Annotated in this window: 14 protein-coding genes; 8 read left to right on the forward strand and 6 right to left on the reverse strand. The window is 62.2% G+C overall.

Translation table 11 applies throughout. The features are described 5' to 3' along the window. The first annotated feature begins 137 nt into the window (after positions 1-137). From hrpA to ACB037_RS09270, 5 genes are all read left to right on the forward strand, one after another. On the forward strand, positions 138-4,052 hold the full coding sequence (hrpA, locus tag ACB037_RS09250) for an ATP-dependent RNA helicase HrpA (protein WP_371175241.1): 3,915 nt from the start codon (positions 138-140) through the stop codon (positions 4,050-4,052). 71 nt (positions 4,053-4,123) lie between these two features. Next, positions 4,124-4,954, forward strand: coding sequence for a hypothetical protein (locus ACB037_RS09255; RefSeq protein ID WP_319884804.1), 831 nt, complete (start codon positions 4,124-4,126; stop codon positions 4,952-4,954). Between the two features lie 164 nt (positions 4,955-5,118). Further along, positions 5,119-5,406: a 50S ribosomal protein L25 gene (rplY, locus tag ACB037_RS09260; protein ID WP_010674717.1), complete on the forward strand. Its 288-nt coding sequence runs from the start codon at positions 5,119-5,121 to the stop codon at positions 5,404-5,406. Between the two features lie 204 nt (positions 5,407-5,610). Then, positions 5,611-8,781, forward strand: coding sequence for a response regulator (locus ACB037_RS09265; RefSeq protein ID WP_371175242.1), 3,171 nt, complete (start codon positions 5,611-5,613; stop codon positions 8,779-8,781). Next, positions 8,778-9,794 carry an HD domain-containing phosphohydrolase gene (locus ACB037_RS09270; protein WP_039039149.1) on the forward strand — a complete coding sequence of 339 codons (1,017 nt, stop codon included), beginning with the start codon at positions 8,778-8,780 and terminating at the stop codon, positions 9,792-9,794. The genes ACB037_RS09265 and ACB037_RS09270 overlap by 4 nt, the downstream gene beginning before the upstream one ends. Here the strand turns inward: ACB037_RS09270 and ACB037_RS09275 are convergent. From ACB037_RS09275 to ACB037_RS09290, 4 genes are all read right to left on the reverse strand, one after another. Next, the gene (locus tag ACB037_RS09275; protein WP_268453534.1) at positions 9,770-10,414 is read right to left on the reverse strand and encodes an MBL fold metallo-hydrolase; all 645 of its coding nucleotides are present in this window, start codon (positions 10,412-10,414) and stop codon (positions 9,770-9,772) included. The two genes, ACB037_RS09270 and ACB037_RS09275, sit on opposite strands and share 25 nt — an antisense overlap. After that, complete coding sequence (mnmH, locus tag ACB037_RS09280) at positions 10,408-11,538, reverse strand: tRNA 2-selenouridine(34) synthase MnmH (RefSeq protein ID WP_268453537.1); 1,131 nt, start codon at positions 11,536-11,538, stop codon at positions 10,408-10,410. Before mnmH ends, ACB037_RS09275 begins: the two co-directional genes overlap by 7 nt. Then, positions 11,535-12,572, reverse strand: coding sequence for a selenide, water dikinase SelD (gene selD / locus ACB037_RS09285; protein WP_268453539.1), 1,038 nt, complete (start codon positions 12,570-12,572; stop codon positions 11,535-11,537). The genes mnmH and selD overlap by 4 nt, the downstream gene beginning before the upstream one ends. Positions 12,573-12,920: 348 nt before the next feature. Beyond that, complete coding sequence (locus ACB037_RS09290) at positions 12,921-14,105, reverse strand: acyltransferase family protein (protein ID WP_371175243.1); 1,185 nt, start codon at positions 14,103-14,105, stop codon at positions 12,921-12,923. A gap of 259 nt (positions 14,106-14,364) precedes the next feature. Between ACB037_RS09290 and ACB037_RS09295 the strand changes: the two genes are divergently transcribed. Continuing rightward, a complete protein-coding gene (locus tag ACB037_RS09295) occupies positions 14,365-15,009 on the forward strand; it encodes a glutathione S-transferase family protein (protein WP_371175244.1) in 645 nt (214 codons plus the stop codon). A gap of 469 nt (positions 15,010-15,478) precedes the next feature. Here ACB037_RS09295 and ACB037_RS09300 read toward each other — a convergent pair whose 3' ends face one another. Both ACB037_RS09300 and ACB037_RS09305 read right to left on the reverse strand, forming a co-directional pair. Further along, positions 15,479-16,672, reverse strand: coding sequence for a class I SAM-dependent methyltransferase (locus ACB037_RS09300; RefSeq protein ID WP_371175245.1), 1,194 nt, complete (start codon positions 16,670-16,672; stop codon positions 15,479-15,481). 184 nt (positions 16,673-16,856) lie between these two features. After that, a complete protein-coding gene (locus ACB037_RS09305; protein WP_010674726.1) occupies positions 16,857-18,287 on the reverse strand; it encodes a methyl-accepting chemotaxis protein in 1,431 nt (476 codons plus the stop codon). An 85-nt stretch (positions 18,288-18,372) separates the two neighbouring features. On the opposite strand from ACB037_RS09305, the gene ACB037_RS09310 reads away from it, so the two are divergent. Together ACB037_RS09310 and ACB037_RS09315 are read left to right on the forward strand one after the other, a co-directional pair. Then, positions 18,373-18,645, forward strand: coding sequence for an acylphosphatase (locus tag ACB037_RS09310; RefSeq protein WP_239053592.1), 273 nt, complete (start codon positions 18,373-18,375; stop codon positions 18,643-18,645). A gap of 12 nt (positions 18,646-18,657) precedes the next feature. Beyond that, complete coding sequence (locus tag ACB037_RS09315) at positions 18,658-19,392, forward strand: CHAD domain-containing protein (protein ID WP_371175246.1); 735 nt, start codon at positions 18,658-18,660, stop codon at positions 19,390-19,392. The last annotated feature ends 5 nt before the right edge of the window (positions 19,393-19,397 follow it).

Genomic DNA, 19,397 nt, shown 5'->3' on the forward strand with positions numbered 1-19,397 from the left:
CCGTGATGGTCATGACGCCTCCGGCTTGATGTGCTGGCGCGGCGCTTTAAGGCTTGCACCGCCCAGCCTCGCTCTTTAGGATCTCCCCCAGCTATCGATATGGCCCTTGATGGGCACTCTTTTAAGGAATTCGTACCTTGTCTCTCTCTATCGAGGCGCTGCGCCGCCGTCTTACCGCCTGCATGAATCTCGACGCCCGCCGTCTCTCCAGTCGACTGCACGGGGTCAAGAAGCTGCCGGAAGCCAAGCAGGCTGCCGTGCTCGAGACCATCGCCGCTGACCTGGATGTGGCACAGGCGCGCTACCAGTCCCGTCTGGCGGGCGTGCCCAAGGTCACCTATCCGGACAATCTGCCAGTCAGCCAGAAGCAGGGGGAGATCGCCAAAGCCATTGAAGAGCATCAAGTGGTGATCATCGCCGGCGAAACCGGTTCGGGCAAAACCACCCAGATCCCCAAGATCTGTCTGGCGCTCGGGCGTGGGGTCAAGGGCTTCATCGGCCACACCCAGCCGCGCCGTCTGGCGGCCCGTACCGTCGCAGCCCGCATCGCCGAGGAGATGGAGTCCGAGCTTGGCCACTACGTGGGTTACAAGGTGCGCTTTACCGATCAGGTGAGCGAGCAGACCCACATCAAGCTGATGACCGACGGTATCCTGCTGGCGGAGATCCAGAACGACCGGATGCTCACCCAGTACGACACCATCATCATCGATGAGGCCCACGAGCGCAGCCTCAACATCGACTTCATCCTGGGCTATCTCAAGCAACTGCTGCCGAGGCGCCCGGATCTCAAGGTGATCATCACCTCGGCCACTATCGACCCGCAACGTTTCTCCCGCCATTTCAACAAGGCGCCGGTGATCGAGGTCTCTGGCCGCACCTACCCGGTGGAGGTGCGCTACCGCCCACTGTTTGTTGATAAAAAAAGCAGTGATAAAAGCGAAGGGCTGGAGGAGCGCGACGAACTGCAGGGGATCTTCGATGCGGTGGAAGAGCTGGCACGCGAAGGGCTGGGTGACATCCTCATCTTCATGAACGGCGAGCGGGAGATCCGCGATACCGCCGATGCTCTGCGCAAGCTCAACCTGCGCGATACCGAAGTACTGCCGCTCTACGCCCGCCTCTCCAATGCCGAGCAGAACAAGGTGTTCCAGCAACATGCCGGGCGGCGCATCGTGCTGGCCACCAACGTGGCGGAGACCTCGCTGACGGTGCCGGGCATTCGCTACGTCATCGATCCGGGCACCGCCCGCATCAGTCGTTACTCCTGGCGCACCAAGGTGCAGCGCCTGCCCATCGAGCCGGTCTCCCAGGCCAGCGCCAACCAGCGTAAAGGGCGTTGCGGTCGGGTGGCGGATGGTATCTGTATCCGCCTCTACTCCGAGGAGGATTTCAACGGCCGTCCGGCCTTTACCGACCCCGAGATCCTGCGCACCAATCTGGCCTCGGTCATCCTGCAGATGCTGGCGCTCGGCCTTGGCAACATGGAGGCTTTCCCGTTCGTCGAGCCACCCGAGTCACGCCATATCAAGGACGGTCTGACCCTCTTGAAAGAGCTGGAGGCGGTGCGCGAGCTGCCCGCCACCGGCGATCGCGAAGCCAAACTGCAACTGACCGAGATCGGTCGCCAGCTCTCGCGCATCCCCCTTGATCCGCGTCTGGCCAAGATGGTGATCAGCGCAGCGCAAACCGGCTGTTTGAGCGAGGTGATGGTGATCACCGCCGCCCTCAGCATTCAGGATCCCCGCGAGCGGCCCATGGAGAAAAAGCAGGCCGCCGACGAGCAGCACAGACGCTTTGAAGACAAGGAGTCTGACTTCCTCGCCTTCGTCAATCTGTGGAACTACCTGAAAGAGCAGCAGGATGCCCTTGGCAGCAACCCGTTTCGCCGCATGTGCCAGAAGGAGTTTCTCTCCTACCTGCGGGTGCGCGAGTGGCAGGACATTCACTTCCAACTGCGCCAGACGGTCAAAGAGCTGGGCTTCAAGGCCAACCAGGAACCGGCAGACTTCAAGACGGTGCACTGTGCGCTCTTGACCGGTCTTTTGAGCCATATCGGCAACAAGGATCTGGAGAAGCCCGAATTCCTCGGGGCCCGCAATGGCCGCTTCCACCTCTTCCCGGCCTCGGGTCTGTTCAAGAAGCCCCCCAAGTGGGTGATGGCCGCCGAGCTGGTGGAGACCTCGCGCCTCTACGCCCGCATCAACGCCAAGATTGAACCGGAGTGGGTGGAGCCGCTGGCAGGTCACCTCATCAAGCTACACCACAGCGACCCTCACTGGTCGAAGAAAAACGGTGCCGTGATGGCCAAGGAGAAGGTGACCCTCTATGGCCTGACTCTGGTCAACGAGCGCATCATCAACTTCAGCCGCATCGATCCGGCGCTGTGCCGCGAGCTGTTTATCCGCCGCGCCCTGGTGGAGGGGGATTTCGAGACCCGCCACCGTTTCTTCAGCGATAACCGCAAGCTCCTGGCCGAGGTAGAGGCGCTGGAGCACAAATCCCGTCGGCGCGATATTCTGGTGGATGACGAGGACTTGTTCCGCTTCTACGATGCCCGTTTGCCGGAGGAGGTGATATCAAGCCGCCACTTCGACAAGTGGTGGAAAGAGGCGCAAAAGCGGGATGCCGAGCTGCTCAACTTCGAAAAAGAGATGTTGATGAAGGGGGATGCCGCCCACATCAGCGATCTCGACTACCCCAACTTCTGGCAGCAGGGGCGCCTCAAGCTCAAGCTGACCTATCAGTTCGAGCCGGGGGAGGCGGCGGATGGCGTGACCCTGCATATCCCGCTGCCGCTCCTGAATCAGGTGGAGGTGAAGGGGTTCGAGTGGCTGATCCCGGGGCTGCGTCACGAGCTGCTCGTCGCTCTTATCAAGTCGATGCCAAAGCCGATGCGCAAGAACTTCGTGCCAGCGCCGAACTATGCCGATGCGCTGCTCGCCAGTATCAACCCCGAGCAGGGGCAGCTCTTGGACGAGATGGAGCGTCAGCTGCGCCGCATGACTGGCGTGACCGTGCCCCGTGAATCCTGGGATTGGGCTGCGGTGCCCGATCACCTGAAACTCACCTTCCGTGTGGTGGACGACAAACACAAGAAGGTGGCGGAAGGCAAGGATCTGGAGGCATTGAAAGAGTCGCTGCGCGGCAAAGTGCAGGAGACCCTGTCGCAAGTGGCGGACGACGATATCGAGCAGTCTGGCCTCACCCTGTGGAGCTTTGGCGAGCTGCCCCAGGAGTACAGTCAGAAGCGGGGCGGTTTCGAGGTGAAAGCCTATCCGGCCCTGGTGGATCAGAAGGATTCGGTCGCCATCCAGCTGGTGGAGAGTCCAGTGGTGCAGCAGCAGCTGATGTGGGCAGGCCAACGCAGGCTGGTGCTGCTCAACGTGCCATCTCCCATCAAGTATCTGCAGGAGAAGTTGCCCAACAAGGCCAAGCTGGGACTTTATTTCAACCCCTTTGGCAAGGTGGCCGAGCTGATTGACGACTGCATCGCCTGCGGCTGCGACAAGCTGATTGAGCAGCACGGCGGCATGGCTTGGGACGAGGCGGGTTTCGAGGCGCTCAAGGAGTATGTCCGCGCCGAGCTCAACGATGCGGTGGTGGAGGTGGCCAAACAGGTGGAAGCCGTGCTGACCCTCTCCCATGAGATCAAGAAACGGCTCAAGGGCAAGATGCAGCTCGACACCGCCTTTGCCATGTCGGACATCCAGCAGCAGTTGGGTAACCTCATTCACAAGGGCTTTGTCACCGAGACCGGCTGGCAGCGGCTGCCTGACTTGCTGCGCTACCTGCGGGCCATCGAGCGGCGGCTCGAGAAGCTCGCCATCGATCCCAACCGGGATCGGGTCTACATGCTCAAGGTGCACAGCGTGGAGTCGGAGTACAAGGCACTGCTCGCCAAGATCCCCAAATCCCAGCTGATCCCGGCCGAGGTGGCCAATATCCGCTGGATGATCGAGGAGCTGCGAGTTTCCTTCTTCGCCCAGCAACTGGGGACGCCATACCCTATCTCGGATAAACGGGTGCAGAGCGCCATTGCCCAGTGCTAAGCTGCTATCTATCTGTTTTCTGAGCCATAGTGTGAAAGCAACGAGACGCCAAAGGGAAGGGAGGCCGTCATATGCTGGGGATCTGGTTGGGGGTGGCACTGGTCAACATCAGCGGGTATCAACCCATTGCGGAACAAACCTGGGTGCAGCTCAACCCGGAGTTCTATCCGGTGCTGCGCCCCGTGCCGCCCATTTTTGCGGCCTGGCGGGGCAATCAGTTTCCCCCACTTGAACAGAGAAAGAAGAATGGCCGCTGGCAGATCCTCTTTCCTGCCCGGCTGGTGCCCCCCTTCGATCTGTTCGAAGGGGAGGCCCAGCTCTCCAAGGCTTACCTGGCCAGGCTAAAGCGCATCGATGAGATGGCCTATGGCATGGCGCCCCACCAATCAGTACAGCAAGCCGCCTCCTCGGCCCCCTCGTTCGAAGTCCCGGGCGCTGTCGCCTTTGTCGCCGAGTTCTCCCTGCCTCGGGAGAGGAAGGCGCGGATGCCTCTGGGGGAGCCCTTGCTCGCACGACTTGGGGGGCAGGTCCCCACACAGGCCTTGGCAAGACAGGGAGATGCACAGCCCATGGCCACCGCAGATTCTGCCCCTGAGCAGGCGACCCTGACTCTTTCCGCCACGGCGGCAGGGGAGGCATCGCGGGTTTGTCATCAGGTGGCGGCGGGAGAAACCCTGTGGCGCATTGCAAGCCAGCTTCAGTCAAAGGAGGCCGGCGGCTCGGATACTTACAGTTATCTGCTGGCGCTGGTGCAGGAAAATCGTGACAGGATGGCCAAAGGGATCCAGGTACAGGCCGGGCAGCGCCTCTATTGCCCGAAAGCGCAGACTCTGGCGCAATTCGATTCCCTGAGCCCGGCCCAGCGACAGCAGCAGTTTGCCCGTCTGGAGCAGGGGCGTTAGGAGATGGCGAGAGGCGTGGTGGAGTGCCTTTTTGCCTAGAGAGGAGTGCCGCGGGTTCTTTCCTTGTATCCCCTTCGGGCCCGTGCTAGTATTCGCGCTCGTTTTGCGAGGTGCTGACCGGTCGCAGTCAACACCATACATTCATCTTAAAAGAGATAATCACTATGTCTTTCGTATTCCAAGCTGAAGTCCGTTCTGACCTGGGGAAAGGTGCGAGCCGCCGCCTGCGTCATGCTGACCTGGTTCCTGCCATCGTTTACGGTGCAGGCAAAGAAGCCGTGTCCGTTACCCTGGACCACAAAAAGCTGATCCTGGCCCAAGAGAAGCCGGAGTTTTACTCCTCCGAGCTGACCCTGGTCATCAACGGTGAAGAAGTCAAAGTGAACGTGAAGGCTATCCAGCGTCACCCGGTTCGCTACAAGCTGGTTCACCTGGATTTCGTTCGCGTCTAATCGACAACGAACTTTCCTGTGAAGAGGCCACCCAATCGGGTGGCCTCTTTGTTTTTACAGCATTTTTTCCGGGAAAATAAAATACTCAAACAGCACTATTGGTCTTTACTTGAAGGCATGATTGACAGCAGGACACGTGTTGTGGTGCTCTGATGTTCAAAAAGTACTCGGGCAAGTCCATTTTTCGGGGCGATGTTGACCGTTATGAAAGGAATCGTACGGACATATATCCTGCTGTTTTCACCTATTCTGCTGTTGGTCCTGGCGGGTGGCTATCTTCTGGGCAATGCACTGATCGAGCGCGAGCTCTATCGCGTTCGCAGCGATGAGAGCACCTTCCTGGCGCTTGCCAGCGGCCGCCTTGACGGCGAGCTGGCGGTGCCGCTGCGCCATGTGCGCAGCATGTCGGAAGAACCCATCCTGCTCGAAGCGGCGGCTCGCAATGACCGTGACACCCTGGCCGTCCAGTTCACCATCCTGCTGAACCGCAATCCCGACTATGCCCAGGTGCGTTGGCTTGCCCCAGATGGCATGGAGCGGGTGCGCATCGAACGTCAGGGCCAGCGTCTGTGGCGTGTAGCGGACGACCAGTTGCAGAACAAGGGGGAGCGTTACTACTTTCGCGATGCCATGGCGCTGCCCTGGGAGCGGGTCTACGTCTCGCCGCTCGATCTCAACGTTGAACACGGGGTGATCGATCGCCCCTTCAACCCCATGATCCGCATTGCCAAGCGTCTGCGCCTTGGGGGGCGTGATCTTGGTCTGCTGCTTATCAACGTCCAGGCTGCCCGTATGCTCAAGGAGTTTGCCGACAACCGCGGCAAGGCAGCCGATCACATCATGCTGTTCAACCAGGATGGATACTGGCTGCGCAGCCCGGACCCATCCCGGGAGTGGGGCTTCATGCTCGAGCGCCCGGATCTGACTCTGAAGCAGACTTCTCCCCAGGCCTGGCAGGCGTTCTGGGACGCATCAAACGGCCAGATGGAGTCTGCCGACGGACTCTGGAGCTGGACCACCCTGTACCCGGCACAGAATCATGATCAGCTGATCTGGAAAGCCGCGTCCCTGGTGCCGCACAGCGAGCTGCAGGCCATTCGCACTCATATCTGGGGGATCATCTTGGCCGCCAGCGCCGTGCTGCTGCTGTTGTTTGGTGCCGGTGTGGCTGCACTGGTGCGCAGCAGGCACAAGGAGCAACTGGCCCAGCAGGAAGCGGCCAGGTTGGCACAGGTCAAAGGTGATTTCATCGCCAACATGAGCCACGAGATCCGCACCCCCATGAACGCCATCATGGGGCTGACCTACCTGCTCGAACAGGGAGGGCTCGACGATGGTCAGCATGCCCTGGTGCGCAAAATCCACCAGGCCGGGCAGGCGCTGCTCGGGATCATCAACGACATCCTTGATTTCTCCAAGATTGAGTCGGGTCGGCTCGAGCTTGAGCGGGTGCCATTCAGTCTCGAAGAGGTGCTCGATCACGTGGCGGCCATCATGTCCACCTGCGTTGGCCAGAAGCACCTCGAACTGGTGGTGAGCAGTGCCCCCGAGCCGGTTTCCCATCTGATTGGGGACGCCCTGCGCCTCGAGCAGGTGCTGCTCAACCTGACCGGCAATGCCATCAAGTTTACCGAACGCGGCGAGGTGGAGGTCAAGGTTGTGCTGGAATCAGAGCAAGACGGCATGGCCACCTTGCTGTTTCGGGTGCGCGACACCGGGATCGGCATTCCCCCCGAGCAGCAGGCCAACATTTTCAATGCATTCTCCCAGGCAGACTCCTCCACCAGTCGCCGCTTCGGGGGCACCGGGCTTGGTCTGACCATCAGTCGCCGCCTGGTGAATCTGATGGGGGGGGATATCGGCGTCACCAGCGAGCTTGGCAAGGGGAGCGAATTCTGGTTCCGCGTCCGGCTGGAGCAGGTGGAGCGGCCCGAGGCCTTGAACGAGCGCCTGCAGCACATCTCGCTGCTCATCGCCGACGACAATCAGGTGACCCGCGACGCCCTGTCGATGACGGTGGGTTCCCTCGGATGGCAGTCGCGGGTGGTGGAGTCCGGTGAGCAGGCGCTGCACCATCTGCTGCGCCAGGGGGAGCGTTTCGACGTGATCCTGCTGGACTGGATCATGCCGGGCATGGACGGGCTCGAGACCTGCCTGGCCATTCGCCGCGCCTTCGAGCAGCAGGAGCGTTCACCCATCATCATCATGGCGACCGCCTATTCCCAGGATGAACTGATGCACCGCCCCGGCTCGGATCAGGTGGATCTGGTGCTGCACAAACCGGTCACCGGCTCCAGTCTCTACAACGCGGTGGCGCGTCTCATCCACGAGAAGCGCGAGCATGTGGAGCCCCTTGAGAGTGGCCAGCGCCGTCTGCGCCTGCCGGGCGTGCACATACTGCTGGTGGATGACAGCGACATCAACCTGGAGGTGGCGACCCGCTTGTTGCAACGGGAGGGGGCCGAGGTGATGACCGCCATCGATGGGGAGCGAGCCCTGGCCTGCCTGGCAGATCCGGCACGGCGCATTGATCTGGTGCTCATGGATGTGCAGATGCCGGTGATGGATGGCTACGAGGCGACCCGTCGCCTGCGCCTGCTGCCGGGGCGGGAGGAGACTCCCGTGCTGGCACTCACCGCAGGGGTATTCAAGGATCAGCGGGAGGCGGCGCTGGCCTCTGGCATGAACGACTTCATAGCCAAGCCGCTCGATGTGGAGCAGCTCATCGCGACCTTGCTGCGTTATCTGCCGGACGTAGTCCTGCCGCTCACCGTGAACGACGAGCGACTCCCCCACGAGCCGGTGGCCGGCATCGATATCGATACCGGACTGCGCAACTGGGGTGAAGCCTCGGTCTATCTTAAATACCTGCGGCGTTTTCGCGATGACTACATGACGGTCGGTACCGTGTTGCCGGGTTACATCGCCCAGCACGAGACCGATGCGGCCGCGAGCCTGACCCACAAGCTCAAGGGGGTGGCGGGCAGCCTGTCGCTCACCGATGTGGCGCGTATCAGTGCCGAGTTGAACGAGGCCATCGAGCAGGGGAGCGATACCAGCCAGCTTATCGCACCCTTCCTCGAGGCCCTGGAGCGGGCACAACACTCCATCGATACCTATGCCGGGCGCGAGCCGGGCGCGGTCAGTTCCCCGCTGGCCCAGGGGGAAGCGCGGGAGGTCTGCCTGCACGCCCTGCATCAGGCCCTGGTGAGCGAGGATCTGGATCTGATTGAGCCGGCGCTGAGCCAGGCAAGGAGTCACTTGCCTTGCGAGCTGGTGAGCGAAATAAGTGCAGCCCTGGAGCTGTTCGATATCCCGTTCGCCACCCGCAAGCTGGAGGATTATCTGGAGGATCGGGAGGAACCTGCGCCATGAGTCGACCGCGCGTGCTGATCATCGACGACGAGCCGAGCAACCTCGGGTTGCTGCGGCAAATCCTCAAAGAGGAGTACAACCTCTTCTTTGCCAAAGGGGGAGAGGAGGGGTTGGCCGCCGTGGGGCGTCACGAGCCGGCACTTATCCTGCTGGACGTGCGCATGCCCGACATGGATGGTTACGAAGTGTGCCGCCGGCTCAAGGCCGATCCGGCTCACGCCGGGATCCCGGTGCTCTTTATCACCGCGAGCGACAACGCAGACAGCGAGAGCCAGGGGTTCGAGGCGGGCGGAGTGGATTATATCTACAAGCCGGTCTGTCCGAGCACGGTGCGTGCCCGGGTGCGCAATCATCTCTCCCTGGTGCGCCTCGATCAGCTCGAGTGCAGCTATCGCACCGCCATCGTCATGCTGAGCGAGGCGGGCCACTACAACGACACCGACACGGGGGTGCATATCTGGCGCATGGCCGCATACGCCCGGGCCCTGGCTGATGCGGCGGGCTGGAGCCCGGAGCAGTCGGATCTGCTGGAGCTTGCGGCCCCCATGCACGACATGGGCAAGATTGGTATCCCCGATCACATCCTCAAGAAGCCCGGCCCCCTCACCGAGGAGGAGTGGGTCATCATGCGAAGTCATCCACGCATCGGTTACGAGATCCTGAGGCGATCCGATGCCCCCATTTTTCGCATGGCGGCGGAGATTGCCCTGCACCACCACGAGAAATGGGACGGCTCGGGCTACCCCGCTGGCGAGACCGGTGAGGGGATCCCCGAGGCGTCGCGGATAGTGGCCATCGCTGACGTCTTTGACGCCCTGAGCGTGCGTCGTCCCTACAAGGAGCCCTGGCCCCTGGACCGGGTGCTGGCTACCATGCGCGATGGTGCAGGCCAGCACTTCGATCCCCGGCTGCTCTCCCGTTTTCTCGAGATCATGCCGGAGATCTTGCGCCTCAAGGCTCAATGGGATGCCCGCGAGGAGCGGGGGGATTACCAGATGGGCTGTGTCAGATAGGGATTGCTGGCCCGTTCGTGACCAAAGGTGGAGCTCGGGCCATGGCCCGGAATAAAGACGATCTCATCCCCGAGCGGCAGCAGGGTCTCGGTGATCGACTTGATCAGCGTCCCGTGATCCCCGCGCGGGAAATCGGTGCGGCCTATGCTGCCGGCAAAGAGCACATCCCCCACCCATGCGAGGCGTTCTGCCTGGCAGAGCAGCACGATGTGGCCCGGAGTGTGGCCCGGGCAGAAATAGACCTCCAGCTCGCATTTGCCAACCTGTACCTTGTCACCCTGTTCGAGCCAGCTATCCGGTGTAAAGGCCGGAGTATGGGCAAAGCCGAACATCTGGCTCTGCTGGGGCAGGATATCGAGCCAGAAGGCATCCTCCTTGTGGGGGCCGGTAATGGCGACACCGGTTCTCTCGCGCAGATCGGCGGCGGCGCCCACGTGATCCAGATGGCCGTGAGTCAGCAGGATATGGGTGAGGGTCAGCCCCCGTTTGGCAATGGCGGCCAGCAGCTTGTCCGCCTCGCCGCCGGGATCGACGAGGGCAGCCTGGCGGGTCTCGTCACACCAGATAAGAGAACAATTCTGGGCGAACTGGGTGACCGGGATCACCTCGAACTTCAACATGTGGGACTCTCCTGAGGGGTCTGAAGGGGGGAGCGTTTGGCGAAGAAGGCGAGGCAGGCCTCCTTGTCACCACGAAACAGGATCCGCTCGCGCTTGTTGTCCAGCTGATAGCGGTACATGGGGTCATAGTAGCGAGTCAGCAGCAGCCTGATCCAGACCAGATGGGCGCGGGTGTCCCCGCTCTGGGCCTGTTCCCTGAGGGCGGCCTGCAACAGCCCATCGAGTTCGCGATAATCCTTGTCACCGAGTCGGCGCTTGAGCCTGGCCATGGCGTCGGTGAGGTAGCCGGCAAAGAGGGGCCAGCCTGCATCTGGCCCATGGAACTCCAGATAGCGCAGCCAGAGATCCTGCACGTAATCGGTGCGGATCTGCTCGGCCCGTGCCTCCTGCGGCACCTCCACCACCACCAGAGGAGCCCGGCACATGGCCTCATAGAGGTTGAGTGGCAGGGCGCAGCGACCGATGAGACGGCTCTCGTCTTCCAGGACAAACTGTGACTCTCCCCGGTTGCGACGCTGAAGCAGCTCGATGGCAAGCCGATTTTCGAAGTCGATGTTGCCGGGTTGCCCACCCGGCAGTTGGCCAAACGACGACCCCCTGTGACGGGCGTGCCCTTCCAGATCCACCGCCTGGGTGATGTGCGCCAGCATGTGGGTCTTGCCGGAGCCGGTCATGCCGGTCAGCACGGTCCAGCCGCACTCTGCACTGGCCTTCGCCTGGGTGTCGATGAGAAAGTGGCGCAGCGCCTTGTAGCCACCCGCGATCCGGGGGCGGGTGATGCCGGCCTCGGCCAGCCACTGCTGCACTGTCTGGGAGCGCAGGCCGCCGCGAAAACAGTAGAGCAGGGCGTCGGGTTGCTGGCGCAACCTGGCCAGCCAGCCTTCCATGCGCGCGGCGCGCACCGCGCCTCCCACCAGTTGATGGCCCAGGGCGATGGCTGCGGCCTGTCCCTCCTGCTTGTAACAGGTACCGACCCGGGCGCGCTCCTCGTCCGTCATCAGCGGCAGGCTGACGGCGGTGGGAAAGGCCCCTTCCTTGAACTCGACGGGGGCGCGCAGATCGATGAGTGGAACCTCATCCAGAAAGATCCGGGCGTAATCCGTGGCCAGTGACAGGGCACTCATTGGACAACCTCGATGAACTGGTTGGCGGTGCGGGCCTGCAACTGGCCGATGGGAGAGAGGGTCAGCCCTGCCTGTGCGGCAATGGCAAGGAGCTCGGCTTCACTTTCTTTACCGACGGCTACCAGCAGGCCGCCGCTGGTCTGCGGGTCGCACAGGATGTTGCGGGTGCGATCATCCATGGCGCCCAGCTTGTCACCATAGGAGTCGAAGTTGCGCAGGGTACCGCCCGGTACGCAGCCCTCACTCAGGTAGTAATCCACCTCGTCCAGCAGCGGCAGCGCCTTGAAGTCCAGACGGGCACTGACGCCGGAACCTTCGCACATCTCCAGCAGGTGGCCTGCCAGCCCAAAACCGGTCACGTCGGTCATGGCGTGCACGCCGGGTAAGGCGGCGAAGCGCTGGCCAATCTTGTTGAGGGTGCACATGGCATCCGGGGCCAGTTGCTCATGCTCGGGCTTGAGCTTGCCCTTCTTCTGGGCTGTGGTGAGGATACCGATGCCAAGGGGCTTGGTCAGATAGAGGGTGTCGCCCACCTGGGCGGTGTCATTCTGCTTGATGGCGTCGAGAGGCACGATACCGGTCACCGCCAGGCCGAAGATGGGCTCTGGGGCGTCGATGCTGTGACCGCCTGCCAGAGAAATGCCCGCCTCGTGACACACCTGGCGGCCGCCGTCGATCACCTGCTGGGCCACTTCCGGCGCCAGCGTGTTGATGGGCCAGCCGAGGATGGCGATGGCGACGATGGGCTTGCCGCCCATGGCATAGATGTCGCTGATGGCATTGGTGGCGGCGATGCGACCGAAGGTGAAGGGATCGTCGACGATGGGCATGAAGAAGTCGGTGGTAGAGACGATGCCCTGACCGTTGCCGATGTCCACCACGGCGGCGTCATCTTTGCTGCTGTTGCCGACCACCAGAGTGGGGTCGTCAAAGCCCGGAATCTGGCTCTTCAAGATGGTGTCGAGCACCTTGGGAGAGATTTTGCAGCCGCAGCCAGCGCCGTGGCTGTATTGGGTCAGACGAATGGAAGACATGCTTTCCCCTTGTGTGGGCAGACTTGCGTGTGCAAATAACTGCTATGGCACCGTCAAATGTGCGCGCAAAAATAGGGTGGCCCTGGCGGCCTGTGAACACAGTGATGTCAGGCTGCCTGGCAGGACGGGAGGAGGGCAAGGATGCGCCAGCGAAGCCCCGCCGAGGACCACAGGACGGGCCATTATGCCACAGACGGCCCTCTTGATTCGAACTGGAATTCACACAAAGCGCAGGGGATTGTCGGGTTCAAAAAGAGCCGTACTCTTCGCCTTGCTCAGGCTAGTCCCACTTTGAGCCGCCCCGACGGCGTGCCGGTCTTGCATCGGGGCAGCATGTGGCGACGGAAACTAGCCAGCTTGCTCCATCACTGGTTGGGGCGCCTTGCCTAGCCGGCGCAGTCGCCGTTGCAGCGGCCGCTCCAGCAGGGTGTAGCTCAGCGCCGAGAGCCCGATCAGCACGGCGAGCATCAACAGGGTGGCCAGCACCCCCAGCAAGGGGTTGGTCTGGGCGTACCACCACGCGGTGAGCCCCGGCGCCAGAGAGTGGACAAGCTCGCAGCCGGTGAGCAACACCAGGGCGTGGAGCAGGTAGATGGAGTAGGAGAGATCCCCCAGCCAGTTGGTGAAGCGGTTGTCCAGGAGGCGCAGCAGCGGGCTCTGGCGATCACCCTGGACAGCGGCAATCCAGATCAGCAACACGTAGGCGCTGATCAGCAGCAGGGTCAACAACGGTGTCATGGTGAACTGCATCAGTGCGAAGGGGAGCATAAAGGCGAGCAGCAGCGGCAGATCTTGCTGCATCATGGACCACTGGCGGGCAGCCTTCACCTTCGGCAGCAGCCAGAGGCCGAGCACGAATTCACTCACCCCGCGCCCGATGGCCAGCGCCCCGCTGGTGACATCCAGGGTACCGCGACTGTGCACGATAAAGGCCAGCACCGTCAGGGCCAGCAAGGGGGCGAGGTTGCTCCAGGGGCTGCGGGTGACGGCGAGGGGAATGAGCAGCGGAAACAGCAGATAGCTAATCCACTCCACGCTGAGCGACCAGGCAGCGAAGTTCCAGGTCAATCCGTGAGCGGTCACCACCTGCAGCAGCAACAGGCTGCTTGGCAGCGCCTCGGCCGGGGTAAAGGGTGAGCCGAACGGAGGCATTCCTTCCCACTCCCACATCTTGAACAGGGGGCCGGCGTAGAAGCCAATCCCGTGGTGGGCCTTGTAGAGCTCCCAGCCCACCAGCAGCAGCAGGGTCACCAGGTAGAGGGGATAAACCCGGGTCAGCCGCAGCCAGAGGAAGCGGCCATAACTTATGGTGCGGGGCGTGCGGGCGAAAGCCTCCCCGTAGACATGGGCCAGCACCAGCCCGCTCAAGATAAAGAAGAGATCGACCCAGAGGTAGCCGTTCTCGATGAGTTGGGTGTGGCCGGCGATCGACTCCATCCACTGGGGGAAGAGCAGCAAGCGGGCGTGGAACAGCACCACCATCAGGGCAGCGATGCCCCGCAGCGGCGTCAACAGCGGCAATGATTGATTCATGACGGGATCCTTGATGATGTTCAGCTTGGCCTGACATCGATTTTTGTTGTGGTGCCGCTCATCAACCCTGATGAGTCGGCTGCCCCGGCTTGGCGGCCACAGGCGGGATCACCCTACCTAAAAGAGAGTCATACGAGTGTGATTGCCGTCATGAATGGGCGTTTATCATCCCAAAACCAGCATGGGATAGGGACGCATCGAAAATAGAGAGGGGATCTAGACTAGGGAAGTCATCCCTCTGAGCGTCAGGAACATCCTTATGAAACTCTATGCCCACCCCTTTTCGTCCTACAGCCAGAAAGTGCTGATCGCTCTCTACGAGAATGCCACCCTGTTCGAATACCTGAACCTCGAAGAGCCGGCGGCCAGCGCCGAACTTGCCGCCCTTTGGCCACTCAAGCGCTTCCCGGTGTTGCTGGATGATGGTCGCTGCATCCTCGAGAGCAGCACCATCGTCGCCCATCTGCAGGCGCACCATCCGGGCCCAGTCAGCCTGATCCCGCCCGGCGATGCGGGTCTGGAGGTGCATATGCTGGATCGCGTCTTCGACAACTATGTGATGACGCCGATGCAAAAAGTGGTGCTGGATGCGCTGCGCCCGGTCGCGGATCGCGACCGCTATGGCGCAGTGGAGGCCCGCGAGCTGCTCAATCAGATCTACCCCTGGCTCGATCAGCGGCTGGAAGGACGCCACTGGATTGCCGGCGCAGACTTCACGCTGGCCGATTGCGCCGCCGCACCCTCGCTCTTCTACGCCGACTGGGCCCACGAGATCCCGGCTGGCTATGGCCGTCTGCGTGCCTATCGCGCCCGTCTGCTCAATCATCCCTCCATCGTGCGGGTGGTGGAGGAGGCGAGGCCATTTCGACACTACTTCCCGCTGGGCGCGCCAGCGCGTGATTGAGCGGGATGACTTGTGGTGGGCGAGTATTGTCGCCCCAGGCAATGTGCGAGGCGGACAAGGGGCATGGCGTGATCCATTGCAGGGGGAAAACAGCAATATTCATTCAAATGAGTGGATATGCGTTTATGGCTGATATTTCCCCGAGGATTTTTGAATTTTGATGCGTAATATTTCATGCTTTTGCATAAAGCAAATGCCGGGCATGTCTCTGCTGGTGGGTTGTGTAGTGAAAGAGAGATGAGATTCGGGTTAACGATGCGGCAACCTTTGATTGAAGATGGCAGTCGTCAGTGGAAGAGGAGGGATGGGGGCAGCAATCGCTGTTGGTGGCAAAGTCGGGGGGAGGTTGTCTCTTTGGCGGCCGCATAAAAAAAGCCCGCTACGATCGCGGGCTTTTTGATGACTAGCAGAACCCAGCCTGGCCCGGATCTGGAACCGGGAACAAGGGGGCTGCGCTGGTCTGCTCGGCTTAGCGGGCGCGCACCACCAGTCCCTTGAGGTAGAAGCCTTCCGGATAGGCGGTGCCGATGGGGTGATCGGATGCCTGGGAGAGGAGCTCCAGGATCTGGGCGTCGCGGCCGGCATCGAGGGCCGCATCGGCCACTATCTTCTGGAACAGGCTCTGCTCCATCAGGCCGGAGCAGGAGTAGGTCAAGAGCACGCCACCCGGCGCCAGCAGCTGGAAGGCCAGCATGTTGATGTCCTTGTAGCCGCGGCAGGCGCCCAGCAGCTGGGCCTTGCTCTCGGCAAACTTGGGCGGATCCAGCACGATGACATCGAACTTCTCGCCCTTCTCGCGATATTCGCGCAAGAGCTTGAAGACGTCGTGGCGGACGAACTGGGTGTTGCTGGTATCGAGACCGTTCAGTTCGGCGTTCTGGCGGGCGATGTCCAGCGCATTCTGGGAGAGATCGACGTTGACTACCTCCTTGGCACCGCCCTGGAGGGCATAGACCCCGAAACCGCCGGTGTAGCAGAAGCAGTTGAGCACCCGCTTGCCTTCAGTGTATTTCGCTGCGGCAAGGCGGTTGTCCCGCTGATCCAGATAGAAACCCGTCTTGTGACCGTTACGAATATCGACCAGGATCTTGACGCCGCCGTTCTCCTCGATCACCACGAGGTCGGTCGGGGTCTCGCCATGGATGACGCCGGTGCGCTCCTTCAGCCCTTCCTTCTTGCGCACGGCCACGTCGGAGCGCTCATAGATGCTGCACTCGGGGTAGAGGGTACGCAGGGCTTGCGTGATCAGCTCGCGCTGGAACTCGGCACCGGCGGAGAGGATCTGGCACACCAGGAAGTCGGCGTAGCGGTCGATGGTGAGGCCCGGCAGACCGTCGGATTCGGCGGCGCAGAGGCGATAGCCGGTGAGGCCCTGACGCTTGATGAGCCCGTCACGGGACTCCTGCGCATATTTGAGGCGACGGATGAAGAAGTCGAGATCGACGCTCTCATCCTTGTCGAAGGTCCAGACCCGGGCACGGATCTGGGAGCTGCCGGACCAGGCGCCACGGGCGAGCCATTTGCCGTCATGGGTGAAGATCTCGACGGTATCGCCGTCAACGGGGTTGCCCTGCACCCGCTCAATGCCCTTGGAGAAGATCCAGGGGTGGCGACGCAGCAGGGATTTTTCGCGGCCTTTGACGAGATAGATGGAAGCGCTCATGGGTAGTTGCCGATGGTAGAAAAGAAGGGGGCATATAGTAGGGGCTGTGAGGGTAGGCACGCAAGCCGCGTCTACCGGGATCCGTGCATCCTCACGCGGTCAGGGTCGAACGGACTGTTCCGCGCGTCCCCAGCGCCTGGCCCAGACATGGCAGGCCATCTGGACGATGGCCTGCCGGAGGGGGTCAGATCCGCAGGCCGGTGAGCGCCTGACCGAGTTCGCTGGCGGTTCCCTTGAGGCCGGTGGTGCCGGCGACCGCCGCGCTGGCGGACTCCTCCACCCGGCTCGCCTCGTGGCGCACCTTGTCGAGGTTGCGGGTGATCTCCTCGGCCACCGAACTCTGCTCTTCGCTGGAGGTGGCGATCTGGGTGCTCATCTCCAGCACCGCATCGCTGTGGTTGCTGAGCCGCTCGATGTCCATGCCCACCTCGGTGATGAGCTGCTGGCTGTCGGCCGCGCGCCCCACCGTCTTCTCCATGATGTCGTTCAACGCCCCGGTCCCGGCCTGGAGCTCCTCGATCATCTGCTGGATTTCCACCGTGGCCTGCTGGGTGCGGCTGGCGAGGGTGCGCACCTCGTCGGCCACCACCGCAAAGCCGCGTCCCTGTTCACCGGCGCGGGCCGCCTCGATGGCGGCGTTGAGGGCCAGCAGGTTGGTTTGCTGGGAGATGGCGTTGATGACGTTGACCACTTCGTTGATGCGATTGGCGTTGTGAGTCAGCCGCTCGACCGCGCCCGAGGCATTGCCAATCTCGTCTGCCAGGGTGCGGATGGCGGTAATGGTACGTGCCACCCGCTGTGCCCCGTGAGTCGCCTCGTCGCTGGACTGGCGGGTTTGCAGCAGGGTGTCATTGGCGTTGCGGGCCACTTCCCGGATGGCGGCGGACATCTGCTCCATGGCGGCGGCCAGGGAGTCCATGTGCTGGCGCTGGGCGCGGGCAAGCTGCTCGCCGTCGCTGGCATGCTCGCGAAATTCGTCTGCGGCCAGGGTAAGGGCATCGGCGGACTCTTCCACCAGTTGCACTATCTTGTGCTGGCGGTCGGTGAAGGTGTCGATGCTGCCCGCCAGAATGGAGAACTCGTCGCGCACCGGGAAGAAATTGAGCCGGAAGGTGAGATCGCCGTTCGCTACCGTCTGCAATGCCTTGTTGGTGGAGTAGAGGGCCCCCGAGACAAAGGTCATCAGATAGTGGGTGATGAGGGCCAGCAGGGCGGCCAGCACCGCGATGATGGTGAGCGTGGTGCCCTGACCATCCCAGAGGGCGTAGTGACTCGTATCCAGGGTGCCGGAGACGACGCCCGCCTGTCCTGCGCTGGCGCCATAGCGATAGATGTCCCCCTGCTGGCTAAGGCCGGTGGCGGCGCCAGGCGTGAGTACGAGATCCGCGGGCAGGGTAAGGGTCGGCTGCTGGCTCACCAGCTGGGCCGTGGTCTCGACCCGCCCTTTGAGCTGATCCACTCTGAGCTGCATCGCCTGATCATGGCCGTCGGCCAGCAGATACCAGGTGAGGAAGGCGATGAACACCAGGGGGCACCAGAAGGTGATGAGAAATTTCTCGCTGATCGTGAGGTGAATGAGATAACGGTCAACCCACCGAAACTTTACTTCTTTCATAATGGTATTGCGTCCTGCAAGGGGAAGAGAGTGTCGCGCTCATTATCGCCCCGGGGAAAAATTACTTAAGGAAAAGGTGTGATAAATGGGAGAGCAATCGTTTGTCGTGCGGGTGTGGGGTCAGGTTCAGGGAGTGGGGTTTCGCTACTTCACCCGGGAGCGGGCGCTGCAACTGGGGCTGCGGGGGCATGCCTACAACCTGGAAGATGGCTCGGTGGAAATCCTGATTGCCGGTCCCGAACAGAAGGTACAGATGATGCTGGGCTGGCTTGAGCACGGGCCCCGAACCGCCACCGTCACCCGAATGGAGTGCATCCAGGCGTTGCCACCCACCGGAACCGGTTTTCATACCAACTAGCCGGGAGGGTTCATGGGGGAGAGCGGGATTGCGCAGGCCAACCGGCTCGTTGGGCAATATCGGGGGGCGACCCTGGCACTGCGCCAGCACAAGGGGATGGAAGAGGCGCATGCCTACCGGATAGCGGCCCGTCGCCTGCTGGCGCTGCTCGCCCTGTGGCGACCCCTCATTCATGAGCCCGAGCTGGAGCGGCGATTGACCCGTGCCGTCGGTACGCTCTCCGCCCTGCGCGATGCCCAGGTCTATGCGCAGCATCATGGTGGCTCGCTTCGGCAGAGCCGCTTGCCACGGGTCCCCCTGTTGACCGGCCCGCTGGCCCGTTGGCTGGCCCGACTGGAAGAGGTACCTGTCGGTGTCGATCTCTTGCCGCTGTTTCGGCTGCACCTAGCGCTGTCACTGTCGGATGCACTGGCGAAGACCACCTCCCTTCCTGTGGGCATCAGGGCGAAACTTCGGTGCTGGCACCGGCTGCGTCTGGTGCTGAAACAGGCGCGCTACGGGATGGAGCTGCTGACGGCACAGGGGGGAGGGGATCCGGCCTGGTTGTCCATGCAGGTGAGCTGGCAGGAGCGGCTTGGGCAATTGCAGGACAGGCGCCAATGGCTCAGACGCCTTGGGGGCGAAACGGGGCGAGGCCAGCAACGGCGAGCCCTGAAAACAGAGATCCGCTGCCAACTACTGCAACTGGATTGCCATCAGGCGGAGCTGGTCGGCCTTCGCATGGCATTGCTGCAGAGCGGGCAGTAAGCACT

Source organism: Aeromonas sp. S19(2024) (genome assembly GCF_041402625.1).
Lineage (GTDB): Bacteria > Pseudomonadota > Gammaproteobacteria > Enterobacterales > Aeromonadaceae > Aeromonas > Aeromonas caviae.

Coding starts and splice junctions, on each gene's coding strand:
- ACB037_RS09255 (WP_319884804.1), top strand. CDS start 4,124: ATGCTGGGGATCTGGTTGGGGGTGGCACTGGTCAACATCAGCGGGTAT.
- mnmH (WP_268453537.1), bottom strand. CDS start 11,538: ATGAGTGCCCTGTCACTGGCCACGGATTACGCCCGGATCTTTCTGGAT.
- rplY (WP_010674717.1), top strand. CDS start 5,119: ATGTCTTTCGTATTCCAAGCTGAAGTCCGTTCTGACCTGGGGAAAGGT.
- ACB037_RS09315 (WP_371175246.1), top strand. CDS start 18,658: ATGGGGGAGAGCGGGATTGCGCAGGCCAACCGGCTCGTTGGGCAATAT.
- ACB037_RS09290 (WP_371175243.1), bottom strand. CDS start 14,105: ATGAATCAATCATTGCCGCTGTTGACGCCGCTGCGGGGCATCGCTGCC.
- ACB037_RS09295 (WP_371175244.1), top strand. CDS start 14,365: ATGAAACTCTATGCCCACCCCTTTTCGTCCTACAGCCAGAAAGTGCTG.
- ACB037_RS09265 (WP_371175242.1), top strand. CDS start 5,611: ATGAAAGGAATCGTACGGACATATATCCTGCTGTTTTCACCTATTCTG.
- ACB037_RS09275 (WP_268453534.1), bottom strand. CDS start 10,414: ATGTTGAAGTTCGAGGTGATCCCGGTCACCCAGTTCGCCCAGAATTGT.
- ACB037_RS09300 (WP_371175245.1), bottom strand. CDS start 16,672: ATGAGCGCTTCCATCTATCTCGTCAAAGGCCGCGAAAAATCCCTGCTG.
- ACB037_RS09310 (WP_239053592.1), top strand. CDS start 18,373: ATGGGAGAGCAATCGTTTGTCGTGCGGGTGTGGGGTCAGGTTCAGGGA.
- ACB037_RS09305 (WP_010674726.1), bottom strand. CDS start 18,287: ATGAAAGAAGTAAAGTTTCGGTGGGTTGACCGTTATCTCATTCACCTC.
- selD (WP_268453539.1), bottom strand. CDS start 12,572: ATGTCTTCCATTCGTCTGACCCAATACAGCCACGGCGCTGGCTGCGGC.
- ACB037_RS09270 (WP_039039149.1), top strand. CDS start 8,778: ATGAGTCGACCGCGCGTGCTGATCATCGACGACGAGCCGAGCAACCTC.